This is a genomic window from Embleya sp. NBC_00888, from assembly GCF_045207655.1.
GTDB lineage: Bacteria > Actinomycetota > Actinomycetes > Streptomycetales > Streptomycetaceae > Embleya.
In genome coordinates, this window is the sequence record NZ_CP108785.1 from 934367 (window position 1) to 951621 (window position 17255).

General features: G+C 69.1%; 17 protein-coding genes and 1 pseudogene. 10 read left to right on the forward strand and 8 right to left on the reverse strand.

Annotation, left to right across the window (positions count from 1 at the left end; genetic code table 11):
• Positions 1–221: 221 nt before the first annotated feature.
• Positions 222–779, forward strand: coding sequence for a hypothetical protein (locus OG948_RS38275; RefSeq protein WP_331769582.1), 558 nt, complete (start codon positions 222–224; stop codon positions 777–779).
• Positions 780–900: 121 nt separating this feature from the next.
• Here OG948_RS38275 and OG948_RS38280 read toward each other — a convergent pair whose 3' ends face one another.
• The 3 genes from OG948_RS38280 to OG948_RS38290 all read right to left on the reverse strand — a co-directional run bounded on the left by OG948_RS38280 (position 901) and on the right by OG948_RS38290 (position 3730).
• Positions 901–1605, reverse strand: a complete 705-nt coding sequence (locus OG948_RS38280; RefSeq protein WP_331769583.1) for a hypothetical protein — start codon at positions 1603–1605, stop codon at positions 901–903.
• Positions 1606–2277: 672 nt separating this feature from the next.
• On the reverse strand, positions 2278–2649 hold the full coding sequence (locus OG948_RS38285) for a peptidase inhibitor family I36 protein (protein WP_331769584.1): 372 nt from the start codon (positions 2647–2649) through the stop codon (positions 2278–2280).
• Positions 2650–2995: 346 nt separating this feature from the next.
• Positions 2996–3730, reverse strand: coding sequence for an SDR family oxidoreductase (locus tag OG948_RS38290; RefSeq protein ID WP_331769585.1), 735 nt, complete (start codon positions 3728–3730; stop codon positions 2996–2998).
• Positions 3731–3801: 71 nt separating this feature from the next.
• On the opposite strand from OG948_RS38290, the gene OG948_RS38295 reads away from it, so the two are divergent.
• Together OG948_RS38295 and OG948_RS38300 are read left to right on the forward strand one after the other, a co-directional pair.
• Positions 3802–4749 carry a LysR family transcriptional regulator gene (locus OG948_RS38295; RefSeq protein WP_331769586.1) on the forward strand — a complete coding sequence of 316 codons (948 nt, stop codon included), beginning with the start codon at positions 3802–3804 and terminating at the stop codon, positions 4747–4749.
• Positions 4750–4912: 163 nt separating this feature from the next.
• Positions 4913–5227, forward strand: coding sequence for a hypothetical protein (locus OG948_RS38300; protein WP_406300881.1), 315 nt, complete (start codon positions 4913–4915; stop codon positions 5225–5227).
• Here the strand turns inward: OG948_RS38300 and OG948_RS38305 are convergent.
• Positions 5122–5367, reverse strand: a pseudogene (locus OG948_RS38305) (sigma factor); the annotation flags it as partial. The gene OG948_RS38300 and the pseudogene OG948_RS38305 overlap by 106 nt on opposite strands.
• A 155-nt stretch (positions 5368–5522) precedes the next feature.
• Between OG948_RS38305 and OG948_RS38310 the strand changes: the two are divergent.
• The 4 genes from OG948_RS38310 (at position 5523) to OG948_RS38325 (ending at position 8155) form a co-directional block, all read left to right on the forward strand.
• Positions 5523–5726, forward strand: a complete 204-nt coding sequence (locus OG948_RS38310) for a hypothetical protein (RefSeq protein ID WP_331769587.1) — start codon at positions 5523–5525, stop codon at positions 5724–5726.
• A 92-nt stretch (positions 5727–5818) separates the two neighbouring features.
• Positions 5819–6241: a YybH family protein gene (locus tag OG948_RS38315; protein ID WP_406300530.1), complete on the forward strand. Its 423-nt coding sequence runs from the start codon at positions 5819–5821 to the stop codon at positions 6239–6241.
• 171 nt (positions 6242–6412) lie between these two features.
• Positions 6413–6970, forward strand: a complete 558-nt coding sequence (locus OG948_RS38320) for a YceI family protein (protein WP_331769589.1) — start codon at positions 6413–6415, stop codon at positions 6968–6970.
• A 234-nt stretch (positions 6971–7204) separates the two neighbouring features.
• Positions 7205–8155 carry a hypothetical protein gene (locus OG948_RS38325; RefSeq protein ID WP_331773437.1) on the forward strand — a complete coding sequence of 317 codons (951 nt, stop codon included), beginning with the start codon at positions 7205–7207 and terminating at the stop codon, positions 8153–8155.
• 180 nt (positions 8156–8335) lie between these two features.
• Here the strand turns inward: OG948_RS38325 and OG948_RS38330 are convergent, their stop codons facing one another.
• On the reverse strand, positions 8336–9145 hold the full coding sequence (locus OG948_RS38330; RefSeq protein ID WP_331769590.1) for a siderophore-interacting protein: 810 nt from the start codon (positions 9143–9145) through the stop codon (positions 8336–8338).
• A 93-nt stretch (positions 9146–9238) separates the two neighbouring features.
• On the opposite strand from OG948_RS38330, the gene OG948_RS38335 reads away from it, so the two are divergent.
• Positions 9239–10027, forward strand: a complete 789-nt coding sequence (locus OG948_RS38335) for a helix-turn-helix transcriptional regulator (protein ID WP_331769591.1) — start codon at positions 9239–9241, stop codon at positions 10025–10027.
• 173 nt (positions 10028–10200) lie between these two features.
• Positions 10201–11379, forward strand: coding sequence for a 4-hydroxybenzoate 3-monooxygenase (locus OG948_RS38340; protein ID WP_331769592.1), 1179 nt, complete (start codon positions 10201–10203; stop codon positions 11377–11379).
• A gap of 227 nt (positions 11380–11606) precedes the next feature.
• Here the strand turns inward: OG948_RS38340 and OG948_RS38345 are convergent, their stop codons facing one another.
• Positions 11607–12941: a GH1 family beta-glucosidase gene (locus OG948_RS38345; RefSeq protein WP_331769593.1), complete on the reverse strand. Its 1335-nt coding sequence runs from the start codon at positions 12939–12941 to the stop codon at positions 11607–11609.
• A 60-nt stretch (positions 12942–13001) separates the two neighbouring features.
• Between OG948_RS38345 and OG948_RS38350 the strand changes: the two genes are divergently transcribed.
• The gene (locus OG948_RS38350; RefSeq protein WP_331769594.1) at positions 13002–13640 is read left to right on the forward strand and encodes a TetR/AcrR family transcriptional regulator; all 639 of its coding nucleotides are present in this window, start codon (positions 13002–13004) and stop codon (positions 13638–13640) included.
• A gap of 143 nt (positions 13641–13783) precedes the next feature.
• On the opposite strand, the gene OG948_RS38355 is transcribed toward OG948_RS38350, so the two are convergent.
• Positions 13784–15046, reverse strand: a complete 1263-nt coding sequence (locus OG948_RS38355; protein WP_331769595.1) for an MFS transporter — start codon at positions 15044–15046, stop codon at positions 13784–13786.
• Positions 15043–17103 carry an alpha-galactosidase gene (locus tag OG948_RS38360; RefSeq protein ID WP_331769596.1) on the reverse strand — a complete coding sequence of 687 codons (2061 nt, stop codon included), beginning with the start codon at positions 17101–17103 and terminating at the stop codon, positions 15043–15045. Before OG948_RS38360 ends, OG948_RS38355 begins: the two co-directional genes overlap by 4 nt.
• Positions 17104–17255 lie beyond the last annotated feature (152 nt).

Genomic DNA, 17255 nt, shown 5'->3' on the forward strand with positions numbered 1-17255 from the left:
GACGCTTCACTCCGGGGGCGGCCGAGCCCCAGGCCGTTTACCGCGGATCACCGCAAGAATGGCGCCCAGCATGAGCACCGGCGCGCCAATGCCGAGGAACTCCTCACGGCCACCGTCCTCGTGCTCACGAAGCGAGGTGCGACACGGACACCACGTCGCAGGACGCTGGGGGGCGCGGCACAGCGGCGGGCCGCCCGGCGAGTCCGGCCCTGCGAGAAGGGATGAAGACGTTGCATTCCGATGTGGCCGAGTTGCCGGCGGGAACCGGCATCCTCGACGTGGACGTCGACGATGCCGTCGCGGACGAGCACGTGCGGTCGTCGGCGTACCGACGCGTCGTCTTGGTGACCGCTTCCTCGCGGAGCCGCGACCGAGACCGCGCGATCGTGGCCACGATCCTGCGCGACCCCATCGAGATGGTGTCCAAATCGGCGGTGGTCGCCCTCGTGGACAGGATCGCGACGAAGGTGACCGGTCCTGCCGAGTTCCGCCAGTGGTCGGCCGAACTACTGCCGGAGATCGGCCGGCTCGAGACGGAGGGGTACCGCGAGTTCATCCGCCGCCGTATCCACGACGGGCTGTCCTACCTGTCCATCGAGGACGGTCACGTGCCGACACCGGTCGAGTTGGCCAAGGTCACGGACTGGATGCAGCGCGTCCTCGCCGAGGGGTCGACGTCGCCGGCGGTACTCGCCCTGCTCGCCGAGTCGGGCAGCAGCAAGAAGATTCGAAACATCGCAAAGAACCGAGCCGGAAGCCGCAAGCTGAAAACGCAATGAGTCGGTAGTGGCAATTGCACAGGTCGCCGACTGCCTCACCCACAAGAGCGGAGCGACCGGTCGGGCCCTGTCGAGAGACACGGTGGGCGACCGAATCCCGGTCCAGCGGACCGCCGTGCGACTACGACAGCCAGAGTTTTCGCTCGATGATGGCGCCCTTGCGGGCGCCTTGTTCGGTGACGAAGGGGGTGATCTCCACACCGGAACGGCGATGGTTGACTTGTGATGGCTTCAGTGGCGTCCGCGGTGCCTTCCACGCGGCGGGCTTGAGGCCCAGGGCCACGACGGAGAGGGCCGGCACGGTGTCCGCGGTGCGTACTTGGGCAGACGGGGCGCGCGTTACCGAGGAGATCGCGGCGGAGGCGTCCGGAGGATTCCTGGCCTCCTCGAATCTGGTGATTTCGCCGAAGTGTTGCATGCCGGCTCTCGCGGCGAACTCTCCGAAATGCGCCACGTGATGGTCGACTTCAGCCTCGAAGAACTGGGCGTCGAGGCCCGATGGTGACGAATCCCCGGCCCTCGTCGTCGCGTTGCGTCCTCGTCGAAGCGCCCTTCGCAGCAGGCGATCGTCTCGCCGTGCCCGGCGAAGTTCACGCTTCGCTTCTTTGACGGATTCCATACCGGGACGGGCTGTTCGAGGTAGCTCCGGGTTCCGGCGGTTGGCTTTCCAAACCCGTCGGTCGTACTTTGCCTGAATACGCCTGCCGTACACCATCTCTCGGGCGATGCGTACCGCCATCGCCGTCGCGTCCGGCGTCAGACCGGCCAAGCGGGCCTCGTTCGCGTTTCTACGCGCGGCCGAACTCGCCCTCATGCGCTCGAACATGCCCCTCCACCGCGACTCTGCCAACGCCGCGCAAGAGCCACCTGTGCGACGACTTCGACCCTGATGCTCATCGTGACTCCCATGAAGTCACATCACCATGGCTCTCGGCAACATCGACTACGGCGCGCTCGTTGCCCGATGGTCGACCGCCGCCTGCGGTTGATGGTCCCGAGGCCACGATTCGATGGACATGACCGTGGCGCGCTCGTGGGGCGACGAGGTCGATCACGCGGTGCCTTCCACCTCGGACGTTCCGAAACAACGGCTCGCTCCTGTTGCCCGCCGGCCTGCCACGCGTCGATCCGAACTTCGCCGCCGTGTGGGAGGCGTGGCGGCCCCGCCCGGTCCCCGCGGTCGGGGCCGTGCACGCCCCGCCTTCCGTGGGCACCGTCGCGACGGTCCCTACGGAAGGGTTCCCGGCCGCCCCGGTCGGGGCGTTGCCGCAGGCCCGGAAGGCCGGTTCCGCGCGTCCCGGGGCCCGAGTCCGGGCGGGGGTCGCCACCTGCCGCCGCTGCCGCGGTAAGCCGTGTCACGTGCCTGACGCGCGGTGCTTGGCGCCCCGATCCGCCGATCGGCGGATCGGGCAGTCGGTGTTACCGCTGCCCGAGGTGGTCGGACATTCTCGTGTCGACCCGGTCGAGGCGCCCTTTCGCGTATTGCTTGCGGACGCGGTCAGCACCGCCGGACGGAACTCACCTCGTTCCTCTGCGGCGACGGCAGGTTGGTGCTCTGGCCGTCGAGGATGTTGAGGATCTTGTTCCTGTACCCGGCGTCGCGGAACAGGCACCAGTCGTCCTTGGTGTTGTTCCGGGCCGACCACACGTGGTCGTTGAGCCTGCCCGACAAGACGCTCAGGTCGGAGGCGCCGTCCTCAAGCTCGTAGTGCGCGCCGGTGCCGTTCGTACCGTAATAGATGCAGAATTTGTTCGAGTTGCACGGCCACGCCGACGCGTCCGTGCGCGCCGTCGCGGCTGGGGCTGAGATCGTGACGGCTCCGACCAGCAATGCGGCGACTACTGCGGCGCTGCGCTTCCTGAAGGCCATGTGCCACTTCCTTTCACATCCCGAAGGCGCCGACGAAACGCTTTTCGGCCCTGTCGCCCACTCGCGGCGTCGGCGGTCCGAGGCGGGTCGATGTCAGGGTTCTACGCATCCGCATCCACCTCCAAGCGGGCCCGAGCCCACGATCACCCGAAAGGATGGTTGCGGGGGTGTGGGCGTCCGGTGGCGCCGTACCGTGCACGGCGGGGCATTCGCCGCGAAATATCGCAGGGGGCAGGACAGATCCGTTCCTCCGGCGTCGCCGTCACCCTCGTCGTCCACGAGCACAAGCGGCTCGGCCGCGGCATCGAACTCGCCATGCTTCGGGCGGAGGCGGCGCGGCATGGTCTCACCAGGGAATCGGCCCGTCCTCGGCCAAAAGGGCGCCCGTCGGGCCGTCCTCGCCCGCCGTCGCCAGGTCAACCGCGACGGCCGCGCCCTCCTCCGCCGTGCGTATCCCGGTGTGGCGGTTGAGGTCGGTCGCGCAGTAGCCGGGGCTCACCGCGTTGACCAGGATCCCTTCGGCGCGCAGTTCATTGGCGTAGAGCACGGTGATCGCGTTCAGCGCGCTCTTCGAGGTGCAGTAAGGGAGGAGGATCGAGGAGTAGGCGGACCACGGGCTGCCCGGGTCGGCCAGATGGGTGAGGGAGCCGAGTTCGCTGGACATGTTGACGATGCGTGCGGCGGCGGAGCGGCGCAGCAGGGGGAGCATGGCGTGGGTCACCGCGATGACGCCGAACACGTTGGTCTCGTAGACCTGCCGGACGGTGGCGGCGGGGGTTTCACTCGGCTTCTGCGGTCCGGCGGCGATCGCGGCGTTGTTGACGAGGATGTCGAGGCGGCCGAACGTGGCGTCGATGTGCTTGGCGGCGGCCTGGACCGAGATCTCGTCGGTGACGTCCAGCGGAACGAACCGTACGTCGGCGCCGCCCGCGCGAAGCTCCTCGGTCGCCGCCTCGCCACGCTCGGCGTTGCGGGCGCCGATCAGCACGGTGACGCCGAGGGCTGCGAGCCTGCGCGCCGTTTCCTTGCCGATGCCCTTGTTCGCGCCGGTGATCAAAGCAGTCTTCTGCGAAGTCGTCATGGCACCCAGCCTCCCCTCACCCACGGGTGGCAGGGAAAGACCAGAAGACTCTGGATCTATAGTCCACAGATATGAGTGAGCTGGAGGTGCGGGAGCTGAGGTACTTCATCGCGGTCGCCGAGGAACTGAACTTCAGCCGGGCCGCGCAACGCCTGGGGATGGCGCAGCCCCCGCTGTCGAAGGCGATCGCTCAGCTGGAGTCCCGGCTCGGTGTACGCCTGCTGGAGCGCACCACCCGGCAGGTGAGGCTGACCACCGCCGGTCGGGTGCTGCTCGACCAGGCCCGGATCGCGGTCGACGCGGTGCACGCGGCGGCCCGGCGTGCACGCCGGGCCGGTCAGCCGACACCCCAGCTCGTCGTGGCGGTCAAGCCGGGAGGCGATGCCGGGCTGCTGCGGGAGATCCTCGCCGCCTACCGGGGAACGGGTTCGCATCTGCCGCCGCCTGAAGTCGTCGTCGGCGGCAGCGGAGAGCCGATCGCCATGCTGCGGGACGGCCGTGCCGATGTAGCGCTGCTACGCAGCCCGTTCGACGGTCGAGGGCTGGATTCCCAGACGCTCGTGGTCGAGCCGCGACTGGCCGTTCTCCCGGCCGGTCACCGCCTGGCCGGACGCCGGCGACTACGGCCGGCCGACCTCAAGGGCGAACCGATCCCACGCTGGAAAGGGGCCGCCCCCTCCACCACCGCCTACTACACAGGATGCGACGGAGCGGAAGCAGGCGATGGCCACACCGGCTTGGCGCCGGCCGACACTCCCGAGGGGCCGCTCGTGGCCGGCGTCGAGCAACTCCTGGAGGTGGTCGCGCTGGGCCAGGCGGTGGCGTTCCTGTCACTCTCCACCACCAAGCGGCACCAGCGCCCGGACATCGCATACCGGCCGGTCACCGGCCTCAGCCCCAGCGCGGTCATGGTCGCCTGGCCGGAGACCTCGCGATCCGCAGCCGTCGCCGCCTTCGTCCGAGCCGCCCACGACGTCGCCGCCCACCAGCCCGACCAGATGACCGCACTGGCCTACTGACCGGGGGCACTCACCCCTCGCCATGACGATCACTGCGGGACCAATTTCAGGCAACCACCGGCGCGAAGAAAGGCCGGCACCCCCTCACCCGCCACCGCCATGCGCATGCCGCCTCGTCCCCGCGCTCGACCGCTACGGCCGGTCCCTCGAGAACCTGGGCACCATGGTCGGCGAACTCCGCCGCCGCGAGATCGGCTTCTGCTCTCTGCACGAACGCCTGGACACCACCACCCCCGGCGGCCGTCTCGTCTTCTCGGCCTTCCAGGCTTGCTTGAAGTCCCTGACGACCGCGATGCGTTGGGCAGCCGCGGTCGTGGAAGCTTGTGCGGCCCGGATACGCGGCGCGCCGAGGAGGCCGGCCGGCGGCACGCCGCCGAGCAGGTTGAGGCAGATGCGGCCGGCGACTGTCGTCGGCCAGGCGCCGGGGTTCTCGATGGCGTCCTGCTGCTGCCGTGACAAGGCGTACCAGCGGGTGTAGGTCTCCTGGACGGCGTCCTCGGCCTCGGCCGGGGAGCCCAGAAGCCGGTACGCGAGATCGATCGGGTGGCGCCGCTCGCTCATGAGCGCGTCCAGGCCCGGATCGGGCCGGCCGTGTCCTGGCTCGGATCGGGTACTCATGGTGCCGACGGCTCCCTTCGTCGCATCTGCCCCCCTCAGCGGTTCGACAACACAGCCCCGCGGCATGTGAGGCGACGCACCGACCTCACATTCCGCGGGGCTGTGTTGTCGAAGTGCTGAGACCAACACATCGCACGGCGAGCAGGGAGTTCATCATGACCACCTCAATGGCGGCAACGCTGTTCATCGAAATCAAGCGTGGCTCTCTGACGATGCAGTCGCTCCGGATGAGCGGAACAAGCTCGATCGACATGGCCATCACCGGCGGTACGGGCGACTTCGGTATCGCGCGGGGCATCGTTCGCTACTGGGACATCGCAACACCGACAGAGAGGGCGCGGGCCGAAATTCTGCGCTGATGGGTGAAGCGTAATCCGCGGAGTGGAACGTGTGAGGAGCCAGGGTTCCTCCACGAAAGGGAAGGTGGGGCGCAATGCCTACGCAACGCGAGATGGACGAAGCTGAGATTCGCCGGCAAGTCGGCCTGATCGCCGAGAGACTCCAGGCCAAGGATCCCGAGGGCCTGAAGAAGCTGTACGCAACGGACATCGTGTCCTTCGACATCGAGCCGCCGCTCCAGAGCGTGGGGGCGGCGGCGAAGCTGGGGAACTGGGCGCCCGTGTTCGCTCTCTTCGAGAGCGTGACCTACGAGGTTCGCGAGCCGGCTCTCACCGTGGGCGACGACGTGGCCTTCGGGCACGCCTTTGCCCGTCTCAGCGGCACGCTGAAGGACGGAACGGCGATGGACGGTATGTGGGTCAGGGTCACGTACTGCTTCCGGAAGATCGACGACGCGTGGTTGATCACGCACGACCACGTCTCGGTGCCGCTCGACATCACGAACGGCAAAGGGATGGTCGACCTCGTGCCCTGACAGATCACAGAAATTCGAGCAACACCGGGCAACTGTCCGCGACGACCCACGTCTTGGACTCCCGGGCACCGGCGAGCGCATCGCTCGCGACGAACCACGGGCACCGACCCCGATCCACCATCCCCCTCGCCGCGCGGCCGCAGCCGCAGCCGCACAACCATGGAGGAAGCCATGAACGAAGCCGTGAACTCCGCCGCCACGACCGCCGCGATTCCGGGCTATGTGGCCGGCACGTGGAAGGCCGACCCGGCGCACACCGAGATCGCCTTCTCCGTCCGCCTTCTCATGATCGGCAAGACGCGGGGCCGGTTCACCACCCACGACGTCACGCTCGTCACGGACGAGAACCCATTGCGCTCGTCGGTCACCGCGACGATCGACCTCGCATCCATCGACACCGGCAACGAAAAGCGTGACAACCACCTCCGCGCCGCCGCATACCTCGACGTCGACACGTACCCGACGATGAGCTACCGCTCGACCGGCATCCGCCGGACGGTCGACGATTGGGCCGTCGACGGTGAACTGACCTTGCACGGCGTCACACGTCGGGTGCCACTGACCCTCGAGGTGAACGCCTTCGGCTCGGACCAGCGGGATGGACAGCGGGCCCGCTTCTCCGCGACCGCGGAGATCAACCGGCGAGACTTCGGCATCGACGCCGGTGGCGTCGCGCTCGGCAACAAGGTGTCCATCAGCCTCGAAATCCAGGCCGTTCTCCGTAAGTGACCGCCCAGGACGGGCGGCCGGGCCACCGTCACCGCCGAAGCCCGCGGTGCCGGTGCCGGCGACCGTCGTGATCTTCCCGTCCGCAGTGACCTTGCGGCCGAGTGGTTCTCGACGAGCACGTTCACGAGCCACCGCCTCGAATCGGCGGCCGGCTCCCACCAATGCCCAAGGGGACGAACGGCGTGGCAAGTCGTATAGCGGGCATATTTGTCGGACGGTTATTCGGTGCCCGACATGCTGCGGCTGTGGATGAGACACGAATCCCGGCGGACCGAGCGACGTGCCGCTCTGGTGCCCGAAGACGCCCGCGAGTTGATCGCGAGAGGGGTGCACCTGACCGTCGAGGAGTCTTCGCAGCGTGTCTTTCCCGCCCATGAATACGCCGACGCCGGCTGTACGATCGCGCCGCAAGGCAGTTGGGTGAGCAATTGTCCCACCACGGACTACGTCCTGGGCCTCAAGGAACTGCCCGACGAGCCGGCGGAGTTGATCCATCGGCGCATCTTCTTCGGGCACTCCTACAAGGGGCAGCCGCAGGCGCCGCGGTTGCTGCGGCGCTTCGAGGCCGGCGGCGGCACACTGCTCGACCTCGAACACCTCCTCGACGCCCGAGGTCGTCGGATCGTCGCATTCGGCTACTGGGCGGGCTACGCGGGCGCCGCCCTGGCCGTTCTCCGGCATCGTGGTGGGTCATCCTCCTCGAATCCCACGGCAACGGGCGCGCACTCGCACCGAGGCTCCCTCGCCCCTGTCGCGGGTGACGATCCGTGGTGCCGGTTGTCGGTGATGGTGCACTCGCCGACGCTCCCCGCGCCCGGGCTCGACCGCGTGATCCGGACCTGGTTCCGCGGCGGCGGGGACGGGGGCCGGCCGTTTCAAGCGCCGCCCCGCCCCGTCGAGGTCCCGCGCCTGCCCCACGACTACGCACACGCGTTCCACGACCACCCGCTCCGAGGGTGTCCCGGCGGTGGATTCCGCTGCTCCTCGCGGCCGCGGGCGTGCCGGCGCCGGGTCCGCGCCGCCGTCACGGCGTTGGCCATCCGTGCGTTCTTCCCCGCTGCTGCGGGTGCTGCCGGCGACGGTGCTGCGGCCGGTACGAACGGCGCACCCCCAAGAAGACTGTGGTCGACGGTCACCCCCATCCAAACGGCTCCGCGGCGCGCGAACCCGCACCACGCAACGTGACGCCCCACGACCACCCGAACGACACACCCACCGCAACGCCCTTCGTGAAGACCTGCCTTGCAGCCGGACGTTGGGAAGAGTGGCGGAGTAGCGGCGGGAGCAAAGCGGGTTCACCCGGATCGTCCCGCGAGCGACCATGCCGCTTGCCGTGCCGGCGTCGGTGCCGGCGCCCCGGTTCGGTCACAGGCCGGCTCTGCCGTGTTTCCAGTAGCCGCGGAAAGTGATGTCGGACCTCGGTGTGCTGCGTTCGCCGAGGAGATGCCTTCGGATACCGGTGGCCAGTGAAGACTCACCCGCTGTCCAGGTATAGAAGGGGCCGTCGGGCAGATGTGCCTCGCGCACGGCTCGAAGGGCGAGCGTGCCGGGTTTCATGGCGGGATCGTTCCGCGGCAGCCAGTGGATCTCGGCTGTCGTCGGCGCGATGATCTCGGGGCGTACGTCTTGGTCGGTGGGGACTTCGAGGAAGACTTGGGCAGGCAACGCGTCGGTGCAGCGCTCCAGGATGGCGAGGATCGCCGGCAGTGCGCTCTCGTCGCCGACGAGGAGTTGCCGGCCGGCACCGGGGGTGGGCCGATAGTGGTGTCCTTCGTCGAGGAAGCCGACCTTGTCGCCGGGCTTGGCCGTCAGCGCCCAGGTGGCCCCGGGCGGAGCGGGCCGGTCGGAAGCTTCCCGATGGACGGCGACCTCCACGTCGATTGCCGAGGCATCCGGCCGAAAGCGCCGGATCGTATAGGTCCTGACCCGGGGGCGCTTCGCGCTCGCCTGGAGGGTGTACCAAAGCATCCACTTCTCGCTGCTCGGGAGCACGATCTCCTCCTGGCCGGGGCCGGGGATGAAAAGGCGCCCCGCCTGGTCGTACCCGGCCTGCTCCAGATGCCGGAAGTCGTCTCCGCCCAGCGTGAGGGATACGAAGTGGGGACTGATGCGTTCGCGGTGCCGGACCGTCAGGGTCAGCATCCGTCGACGCGGACGTGGTCCTTGGCTACTCATCGGGCTCCTCCGATGCGCGCTCCGGGTGTTGTGGCGCATGGGGCAATGCTTGGTGTGCACACGAGCATCGGTCCACCGGTAAACTGACCGACCATGCCGGAAACCCGCCAGATTTCGGATGCGCCCTCGCCGCTGTGGCCGACGACGCCGCGCAGCGGCGGCTGGATCCCGCACGGTTACCAGCTCGACCCGCACTCCCATGCCGAGGGCCAGCTCGTGTACGCGGCCGCCGGCGTTCTGGCCACCACGACCGAACGCGGGACCTGGGTCGCACCGGCCCACCGGGTGACGTGGACGCCGCCCGGGTTCGAACACTCCCACCGGTTCTACGGCGAGACCGACGCCCGCCTCCTGGCCGTCCCCATCGAGTTGTGCGGCGAACTCGTGGCGCACCCCAGCGTGTTCGCGGTGAGTCCACTCCTGCGCGAGGCCGTCCTGGCGCTCACGGACCGGGAGGAGATCCGCCCCGGGGCCTATGCGCGACTGCTCGCCGTGGTGATCGACGAACTGGCGGAGACCCCCGAGCAGTCCCTGCATCTGCCCGAACCCCGGGACGACCGACTGCGCTCGGTCACCGACCTCCTGCACGCCGAGCCCGGCCGAGCCATTACGTTGGCCGAGCTGGGACACATCGCCGGAGCCAGTGAGCGCACCCTGAGCCGCCTGTTCCACACCGAACTCGGCATGAGCTTCCACCGCTGGCGCACGATTTTGCGTATCCATCACGCCCTGGCCCATCTCACCGGTGGTCTGTCGGTCACCGATACGGCGATGGCGTGCGGGTGGTCCAATCCCTCCAGTTTCATCGACGCGTTCACCGAGGTCGTCGGCCAGACGCCGGGCCGCTACCAGTCGGCTTTGCGCAGCAACGACGTCAGGTAACCGTGGGAACAGGTTGGCGACTTTCCGGTATCCGGTGTCCGTTCACCAGTTTGCGGCTGCCGTCGGGGCGCCCACAGTGGTGGCAGCGCGCCGCACCATCCGGGCGGTGAGGCCGTCCACGCCCCCTGCGGTCGGGTTCGGCCACGCATTCGCGAGGAGGCTCGGAAAAGCACATGGTCGAGACACCTGAGAACACGACCGTCGTCATCGTCGGGGCCGGCGTCGCCGGGCTCACCCTCGGAAACTTCCTGCTGCGCAGCGGCATCGGCTGTGTCGTCGTCGAGAAGCACAGCCGCGCATACGTCGAACAGCGGCAGCGCGCCGGGACGATCGACAGCCGCGGGGTGCGCATGTTCCGTGAGTGGGGCCTGGAAGATGTGACGAAGGACGGTGATGCCGCCTCGGAGATCACCGGCGGCATCTGGATCGACGAAGTCATGTACCCGATGGAGTTCGACGAGGACGACGACAACGACAGTGTCTTCTGTCCCCAGCAGGTCCTCGTCCGCAACCTCACGGACGCGTTCCTGCTCGGCGGCGGCGACCTGCGCTTCGAGGCCCTGGACGTCACCCCGCAGGACCTCCTCGGCGCGCGTGCCCTGGTCCGCTACCGGAACACCGACGGCGAGGCGAAGGCCATCGGCTGCGACTTCGTCGCCGGCTGCGACGGATTCCACGGCGTCAGCAGGGCATCCGTCCCCGACGACGCCCTCACCCGCTACTCCCATGAGTACAAGTACTCCTGGCTCAGCGTCCTGGCAGAGGTGTCGGCCGATCCCTCGGGCATGGCGATTCACGACCGCGGCCTGGCCGGCATGATCCCCCGCGGCGCGAACGCGAGTCGCCTCTACCTTCAGTGCCCGGCCGGCGACACTCCCGAGCAGTGGCCGGACGAGCGGATCTGGGGCGAACTGCGGGCGCGCTTCGGCATCGAGGTGCCGACCGGTCGGATCGTGGACAAGCGGATCGTGCCCCTGCGGTGCGTGGTGTTCAGCCCGATGAGCCACGGCAGGCTGTATCTGCTCGGAGACGCGGCCCACATCGTCCCCCCGATGAGCGCGAAGGGCATCCACCTCGCCCTCTACGACGCCGAGACCTTCGCCCGCGCCGTCGTCAAGAAGGTCCGGGAAGGCGATGCGAGCCTGCTCGACGGCTACTCGGACACCTGCCTGCGCCACATCTGGAACTATCAGGCATTCGCGGCCTGGATCACCGAACTGATGCACAACGCCGGTGACGCCACGTACGAAGGCGAGTTCCGCAAGGAGATCGCTCGGGCGGAACTGGAGCGCCAGTTCACCTCGCCCACGGCGAGCCGTCTCTTCGGCGAACTCAGCGCCGGACTGCTCTGAGCAACAGTCTCGGGTGCACCGCACGGCGGCCCTGGAGCCGGTGAGTCACCGGCTCCAGGGCCACCCGGGCAGCCGATCCCCGTGCCGGACCGATGGCCCCGTCACCCGACGCGCGGAGCCGAGGAGAAGTCCGCAAGCAAGGCACTCCCCGGCTCGGCGCCGCCGTGACGCGGGCCGGGGCATGCGCGGGGGGCACGTACGGTGTCCGCGCGAGCTCGGCGGGCCGTTCAGCCGCGCCGGGCGCGGATGAGGTCGCGGTACCAGAGGAAGGACGCCTTCGGGGTGCGGATCTGGGTGTCGTGGTCCACGTGGACGAGGCCGAAGCGCTGGTGGAATCCCTCGGCCCATTCGAAGTTGTCCAGCAGTGTCCAGGTGAAGTAGCCACGGACGTCCACACCTTGGGCCACGGCGGCGTCGACGGCCCGGAGATGGGTGTCCAGGTAGTCGATACGGTCGAGGTCGGGGACGGTGCCGTCCGCGGTGACGACATCGTCGACGGAACAGCCGTTCTCCGTGATGTAGACCGGCGGGAGCGTCGGGTAGCGCTCCTTGAGGCCGACGAGCAGTTCGCGCAGGCCGTCGGGGACGACGGGCCAGCCGAAGGCGGTGCGGCGGTAGCCCTCGATGGGGGCCTCCTCGAACGGCAGTCCCTCGGACGTCGGAGCCTGGATCCGGGTCGGGTTGTAGTAGTTGATGCCGAGCGCGTCCAGCGGGGCCGAGACGAGTTCGAGATCGCCGTCCCGGACGGAGCCGCCGAGGGTGGCGTCCGCGCCGTAGGCCGACAGGTCGGGGTAGGTGCCCGTAAGGATCGGGTCGTTGAACAGGCGGTTGTGCAGGTTGTCGTAGGCCTGCGCGGCCGCGCGGTCGCGGGGGGCGTCCGAGGCGGGCCAGACCGGGGTGCAGTTGTTGGCGATCATCACCTGAAGGCCGCGTTCGCGCAGCTCCCTCAGCGCCAGACCGTGGCCGAGCAGCTGGTGGTGGGCGACCGGCAGGCAATCGAGGAACAGGGCGCGGCCCGGCGCGTGGGTGCCGAGGCCGTAGCCCCAGACCATGTGGATGAAAGGTTCGTTGAGCGTGATCCATTTCCGGACGCGGTCGCCCAGCTTGTCGGCCATGGTGGCGCAGTACTCGGCGAAGCGGTACGCGGTATCGCGGTTGAGCCAGCCGTCGTCGTCCTCGAGGCCCTGCGGGAGGTCCCAGTGGAACAGGGTCGGGACGGGCTCCACACCGCGCGCGAGCAGGCCGTCGACCAGCCGGTCGTAGAAGTCCAGACCCTGGAGGTTGGCCTCGCCCTTGCCGGTCGGCTGGATTCGGGGCCAGGCGATCGAGAAGCGGTAGCCGGTGAGGCCCGCCTCGGCCATCAGCGTCAGGTCCTCCTCGTACCGGTGGTAGTGGTCGCAGGCCACGTCACCGGTGTGCCCGTCGCGGATCGCGCCGGGGCGGGCGGTGAAGGTGTCCCACACCGACGGGCCGCGGCCGTCCTCCCTGGTGGCGCCCTCGATCTGGTACGACGCCGTCGAGGCGCCCCAGATGAAGTCCGCGGGCAGGTGGTCCAGCGCCACATCAACCTCCTAAACATGAGTAGGGCTCATGTTAGTGCGAATCGATGGAATGATGGAAGCGTGAACCAAGACCGCACCTCGGGGACGCTGCGCCGCCGGCCCGTGCAAAGGCGCAGCGCCGAACGATTCGAACGGCTGTTGGACGCCTGCGCCGAACTCCTCGACGAAGTCGGCTACGTAGCGCTGACCACCAAGGACGTGGCCCGCAGAGCCGAGGTGCCCATCGGCACCCTGTACCAGTTCTTCTCCGACAAGGAGGGGCTGATCGGCGCGCTCGCCGCCCGCAACCTGGACGTCTTCCTCGAGCGGGTCTCGGCCCGGCTGGACAGCGAGAAGCCCGAAGACGTCTCGGGCATCGTGGAGGTGACCGTCGACGAGTTCGTCACCATGCGTCGGACGATCACCGGCTTCGGCGTGGTCGACTTCGGTGCGCAGGGCCGGGACCACACCCTCGATCCGGCCCTGGACAACAACACCGCGGTCGCCGGACGGCTCCGCGCGCTGACCGCGACCCTGACCGGGGTCCGGGACGACGCCGAACTGGAGATCGTCCTCCGAGTGGCCCTGGAGTGCGCGGACAGCGTGCTGCGACTGGCCTTCCTGACCGATTCGCAGGGCGATCCCCGGCTGATCGCCGAGTGCAAACGAGTCCTCACCGGCTATCTGAACGATCGAATCCGTTCACTGCCGACGCGTTAGTGTCATGACGCGTTTCGCCGCCGGGAAACGCGAACGACACGGCGACTGCCTGCACGGAAGCGGCGCCCCGCCTGCCGCCGAGTCGGGCGCGTCCGAGGTGACCGTCCGGCGCGATCCGACCGTGCCGCGGGGAGCACGGACCGCTAACGAACGCTCGTGACCTTCCAGACCAGTGCCGCGCCCAGCAGGGACATGGCCGCGGAGCACAGGAACAACGAGCGGTAGCCCCCCAGTTCGCCGAGCACGACCGAGGCGATCGGGGGAACCAGCACGTACGGCAGGGAGGTCATCAGGTTGGCCAGGGCCATGTCCTTGCCCCGGTTCGCCGAGGTCGGGAGCACTTCGGTGACCAGAGCGGTATCGACGGCCAGGTACACGCCGTAGCCCAGACCCAGAATCACGGCCGCGACCAGCGTCATGGTCCACGTGGGCGACAGGGCGAGCGGGATCGCGGCGACGGCCATGGTGACGCCGCCGAGGAAGACCAGCATGCGGCGCCTGCCCAGCCTGTCGGAGAGCCAGCCGCTGAGGACGACCGTCGAGATCGTGGCCAGGCAGTTGACGCCGATCACGATGAGCAGGCCGTCCTCGGTGGACCGGCCGGGGAAGAGCTGTTCGTAGTGCAGGACGTCGTCCAGGAAATACGGCATGTACAGCGTGCCCAGCCCGTAGCCCAGACCCATGACGAACCGGGAACCCATCGCCCAGACGAAGTCCGGGTGCCGGCGAGGGCTGATTCGATAGCCGTCCAGGAAGCCGCGCAGCGAGAACGGCTCGCGGTGACTGTCGGGCAGCGGCGGATCCTTCGAGACGACCGCGAACAACACGATCAACAGCGGGAAGGCGGCCATCAGCACGTACTGCGCGGAGAACCCGGCGACGAGGCCGATCAGCAGTCCGCCCACGATCAGGCCGCCCGCCTGCGGGACCGTGGCCCAGCCCAGCACCACGCCACGCTGCCCGACCGGGACCCGGTCGGGCACCACCGGGGCGAGCCCGGCACCGATGATCATGAAGCCGGCGGACAGTACGAGGGTGCCGAGCGCGACCCCGACGACCGTCGTCTGAACGCCGGTGCAGACCAGCGCCGCCATGCAGACCAGCGAACCCGCGATCATCCACGGCCGGCGGCGGCCGAACCGGCCGGTGGTGCGGTCGCAGAGCGCGCCGGCCAGCGGCGCGATGACGATTCCCGAGATCGCGCCCATCATGCTGACCCAGGCGTAGCTGCCGACCTTTCCCTCCGGATCGATCCGGGCGATCTGCTCGGGCATCAGGAACGTGGTCGGCACCAGCATCGGGATGTACATCCCGGCGTTGGCCAGGACGTACAAGGCGACCCAGCCGGGGCCGACCCTGTGGGTCGGCTCGGCGAGGGCGTCGGGCCGTACGGGGGCGAGGCTCATCGGGGCACTCTGCCGAGGTGGACGAGCTCGCTCGTCCGGTCGAAGGACAGCAGCGGCGGGAGGCCGTGCCCGAGCAGGACGGCACCCTCGTGCACGACGCCGGTGGCCTCGTCCCGGTAGCGGGCCTCGGGATCGAGGCCCTTGAGCCGGGTACGGGCGACCGAGCGATTCAGCGCGGACGGCTGGAATCGGAAGACGACGACCTCGTCCCGGGTGAGGTACTGCACGGCGTGGTCCCCCAGGCGGTACTGGACCCCGCCGTGCACCACGGGCCGGATCCGCTTGTACTGCTCGACCAGCGTCCGGGACCAAGCCATGTCCTCCTCGCTCCAGTTCCGCAGGTCGCCGCCGATGCCCATCGCTCCGGCCATCGACACGTGGAAGCGGTACCGGATCGAGGTCGGTCGGGCGGTGAAGCTGTTCGGGCTGTCGGTGACCCAGGCGCCCATGGTCCGGGCGGGCAACATCTGACAGTGTCCGTGCTGGATCGCGACCCGGTCGGCGGCGTCGGTGTTGTCGGACGTCCAGACCTGGTCCGCGCGCGCCAACACGCCCAGGTCGGCCCGGCCGCCGCCGCCCGCGCACGACTCCAGGTACAGGCCGGGGCGGGCGGCGCGCAGACGGTCCATCACCTCGTAGACGCCGCGTGTGTGCTCGATCCACACCCGGTCGGGATCGGCGGCCCCGGGGTGCCCGGCTTCGCTGAAGGGCCGGTTCATGTCCCACTTGAGGAAGACGACGTCCAGCTCGGTGACGATCCCGACCAGCCATTCGACCGCCCATTCACGGACGTCGCGGCGGGCGAAGTTCAGTACGTGCTGGTTGCGCCGTTGGGTGCGGGTGCGGCCGTTCTGGCACAGGATCCAGTCGGGATGCGCACGGAACAGGTCACTGTCGGGGTTGACCGCCTCGGGCTCGACCCACAGGCCGAAGCCCATGCCCAGGGCACGAACGTGGTCGGCGAGGGGGCTCAGACCGTCCGGGAAGCGGTCCGGGTTGGGCCACCAGTCGCCGAGCCCGGCCATGTCGCTGGTGCGGGCGCCGAACCAGGCGTCGTCCACCACGAAGACCTCGACACCGATACCGGCGGCCAACTCGGCCAGTTCGCTCTGTTGCCGCTCGGTGATGTCGAACTCGGTGGCCTCCCACGAATTGAAGATCAGCGGGCGTTCGGCCGGACGGGCGGGCAGCACCCGGCGTTCCGTGTAGGCGTGCCAGCGGCGGCTGGTGCCGCCGAAGCCGTCGCAGGCGTAGAGGCCGGTGAAGACGGGGGTCTCCAGGCTCTCGCCGGGAGCCAGTTTCCAGACCAGGCCCTCGTGGCCGAAGCCGCCGGTCCAGGAGGTGCGGCCGTAGGGGTCGCGGCGCAGGGTGATCCGGCGGCTGCCGCTCCAGGCCAGGGCAGCGCTCCAGACCTCGCCGTGCTCCTCCGCGGCGTCGTGCGCGTCGAGCATCAGCCAGGGTCCGGCGTGTTGTCCTGTGATGCCGAGGCGGCTGGTGAGCACGGTCTCCCCGACGGGCACCCGGTCGCGTCGGAGCTGGAACTCTCGGCCCCACTCCCCCACCACATGACTGACGCGGTATTCGTCACGGGCGGGCAGCGTCCAGGCGGCGGAGTCGAATCGCATCACGTCCACGGCCTCGTCCGCGGTGAGGACGGCCCAGCGTTCGATCTGGTCGTCCCCGTCCCGAATCCGGTAGTTCAGGTCGAGACGGAGGTCGCGGACGCGGTCGGTGAAGGAGAGCGTGAGCCGGCCGTCCTCGGCCGTGTGCGCGACGAACCTCCACTCGAAGCCGCGGACGCCGTCCTGGAACCGGACGGTCAGCGACGGCACCCCGAAGCGCAGGCCGCCCTCGACCGCGTACTCCTCGCCTCCGGGGTCGTCGCCGCCGGGATCCTCGGCGGGCAGGTCGGCCGCTATCACGACGGCCTGCTCCAAGGTCAGCGGCCGACCCCAGTGCACGTGCCGGGGGACGTCGTGGGCGTCCAACCGGAAGGCGTAGGAGGTGCCGGGCGTGCTCAGCAGCCACAGGCGGGCTTCGGAGTGATGGATGATCATACGGAACCCTTAAATATGAGTCGCGCTCATGTTTCGCTCACATGTTAGGTACGCGCACCCACAACGCCAAGCCCTTGACGATGTCCGTCGCCGTAGGGCAGGAGTTCGGGAAGGACGCCGTCGCGCCCCGCCGGGCCCCGGCCGGGAAGCGG

What these genes read in the sequence shown, in the direction of transcription:
- OG948_RS38335 (WP_331769591.1), top strand. Translation starts at nt 9,239, where the DNA reads ATGCCGGAAACCCGCCAGATTTCGGATGCGCCCTCGCCGCTGTGGCCG.
- OG948_RS38280 (WP_331769583.1), bottom strand. Translation starts at nt 1,605, where the DNA reads ATGTTCGAGCGCATGAGGGCGAGTTCGGCCGCGCGTAGAAACGCGAAC.
- OG948_RS38315 (WP_406300530.1), top strand. Translation starts at nt 5,819, where the DNA reads ATGGACGAAGCTGAGATTCGCCGGCAAGTCGGCCTGATCGCCGAGAGA.
- OG948_RS38330 (WP_331769590.1), bottom strand. Translation starts at nt 9,145, where the DNA reads ATGAGTAGCCAAGGACCACGTCCGCGTCGACGGATGCTGACCCTGACG.
- OG948_RS38300 (WP_406300881.1), top strand. Translation starts at nt 4,913, where the DNA reads ATGGTCGGCGAACTCCGCCGCCGCGAGATCGGCTTCTGCTCTCTGCAC.
- OG948_RS38275 (WP_331769582.1), top strand. Translation starts at nt 222, where the DNA reads ATGAAGACGTTGCATTCCGATGTGGCCGAGTTGCCGGCGGGAACCGGC.
- OG948_RS38340 (WP_331769592.1), top strand. Translation starts at nt 10,201, where the DNA reads ATGGTCGAGACACCTGAGAACACGACCGTCGTCATCGTCGGGGCCGGC.
- OG948_RS38355 (WP_331769595.1), bottom strand. Translation starts at nt 15,046, where the DNA reads ATGAGCCTCGCCCCCGTACGGCCCGACGCCCTCGCCGAGCCGACCCAC.
- OG948_RS38290 (WP_331769585.1), bottom strand. Translation starts at nt 3,730, where the DNA reads ATGACGACTTCGCAGAAGACTGCTTTGATCACCGGCGCGAACAAGGGC.
- OG948_RS38310 (WP_331769587.1), top strand. Translation starts at nt 5,523, where the DNA reads ATGACCACCTCAATGGCGGCAACGCTGTTCATCGAAATCAAGCGTGGC.
- OG948_RS38325 (WP_331773437.1), top strand. Translation starts at nt 7,205, where the DNA reads ATGCTGCGGCTGTGGATGAGACACGAATCCCGGCGGACCGAGCGACGT.
- OG948_RS38320 (WP_331769589.1), top strand. Translation starts at nt 6,413, where the DNA reads ATGAACGAAGCCGTGAACTCCGCCGCCACGACCGCCGCGATTCCGGGC.
- OG948_RS38360 (WP_331769596.1), bottom strand. Translation starts at nt 17,103, where the DNA reads ATGATCATCCATCACTCCGAAGCCCGCCTGTGGCTGCTGAGCACGCCC.
- OG948_RS38295 (WP_331769586.1), top strand. Translation starts at nt 3,802, where the DNA reads ATGAGTGAGCTGGAGGTGCGGGAGCTGAGGTACTTCATCGCGGTCGCC.
- OG948_RS38285 (WP_331769584.1), bottom strand. Translation starts at nt 2,649, where the DNA reads ATGGCCTTCAGGAAGCGCAGCGCCGCAGTAGTCGCCGCATTGCTGGTC.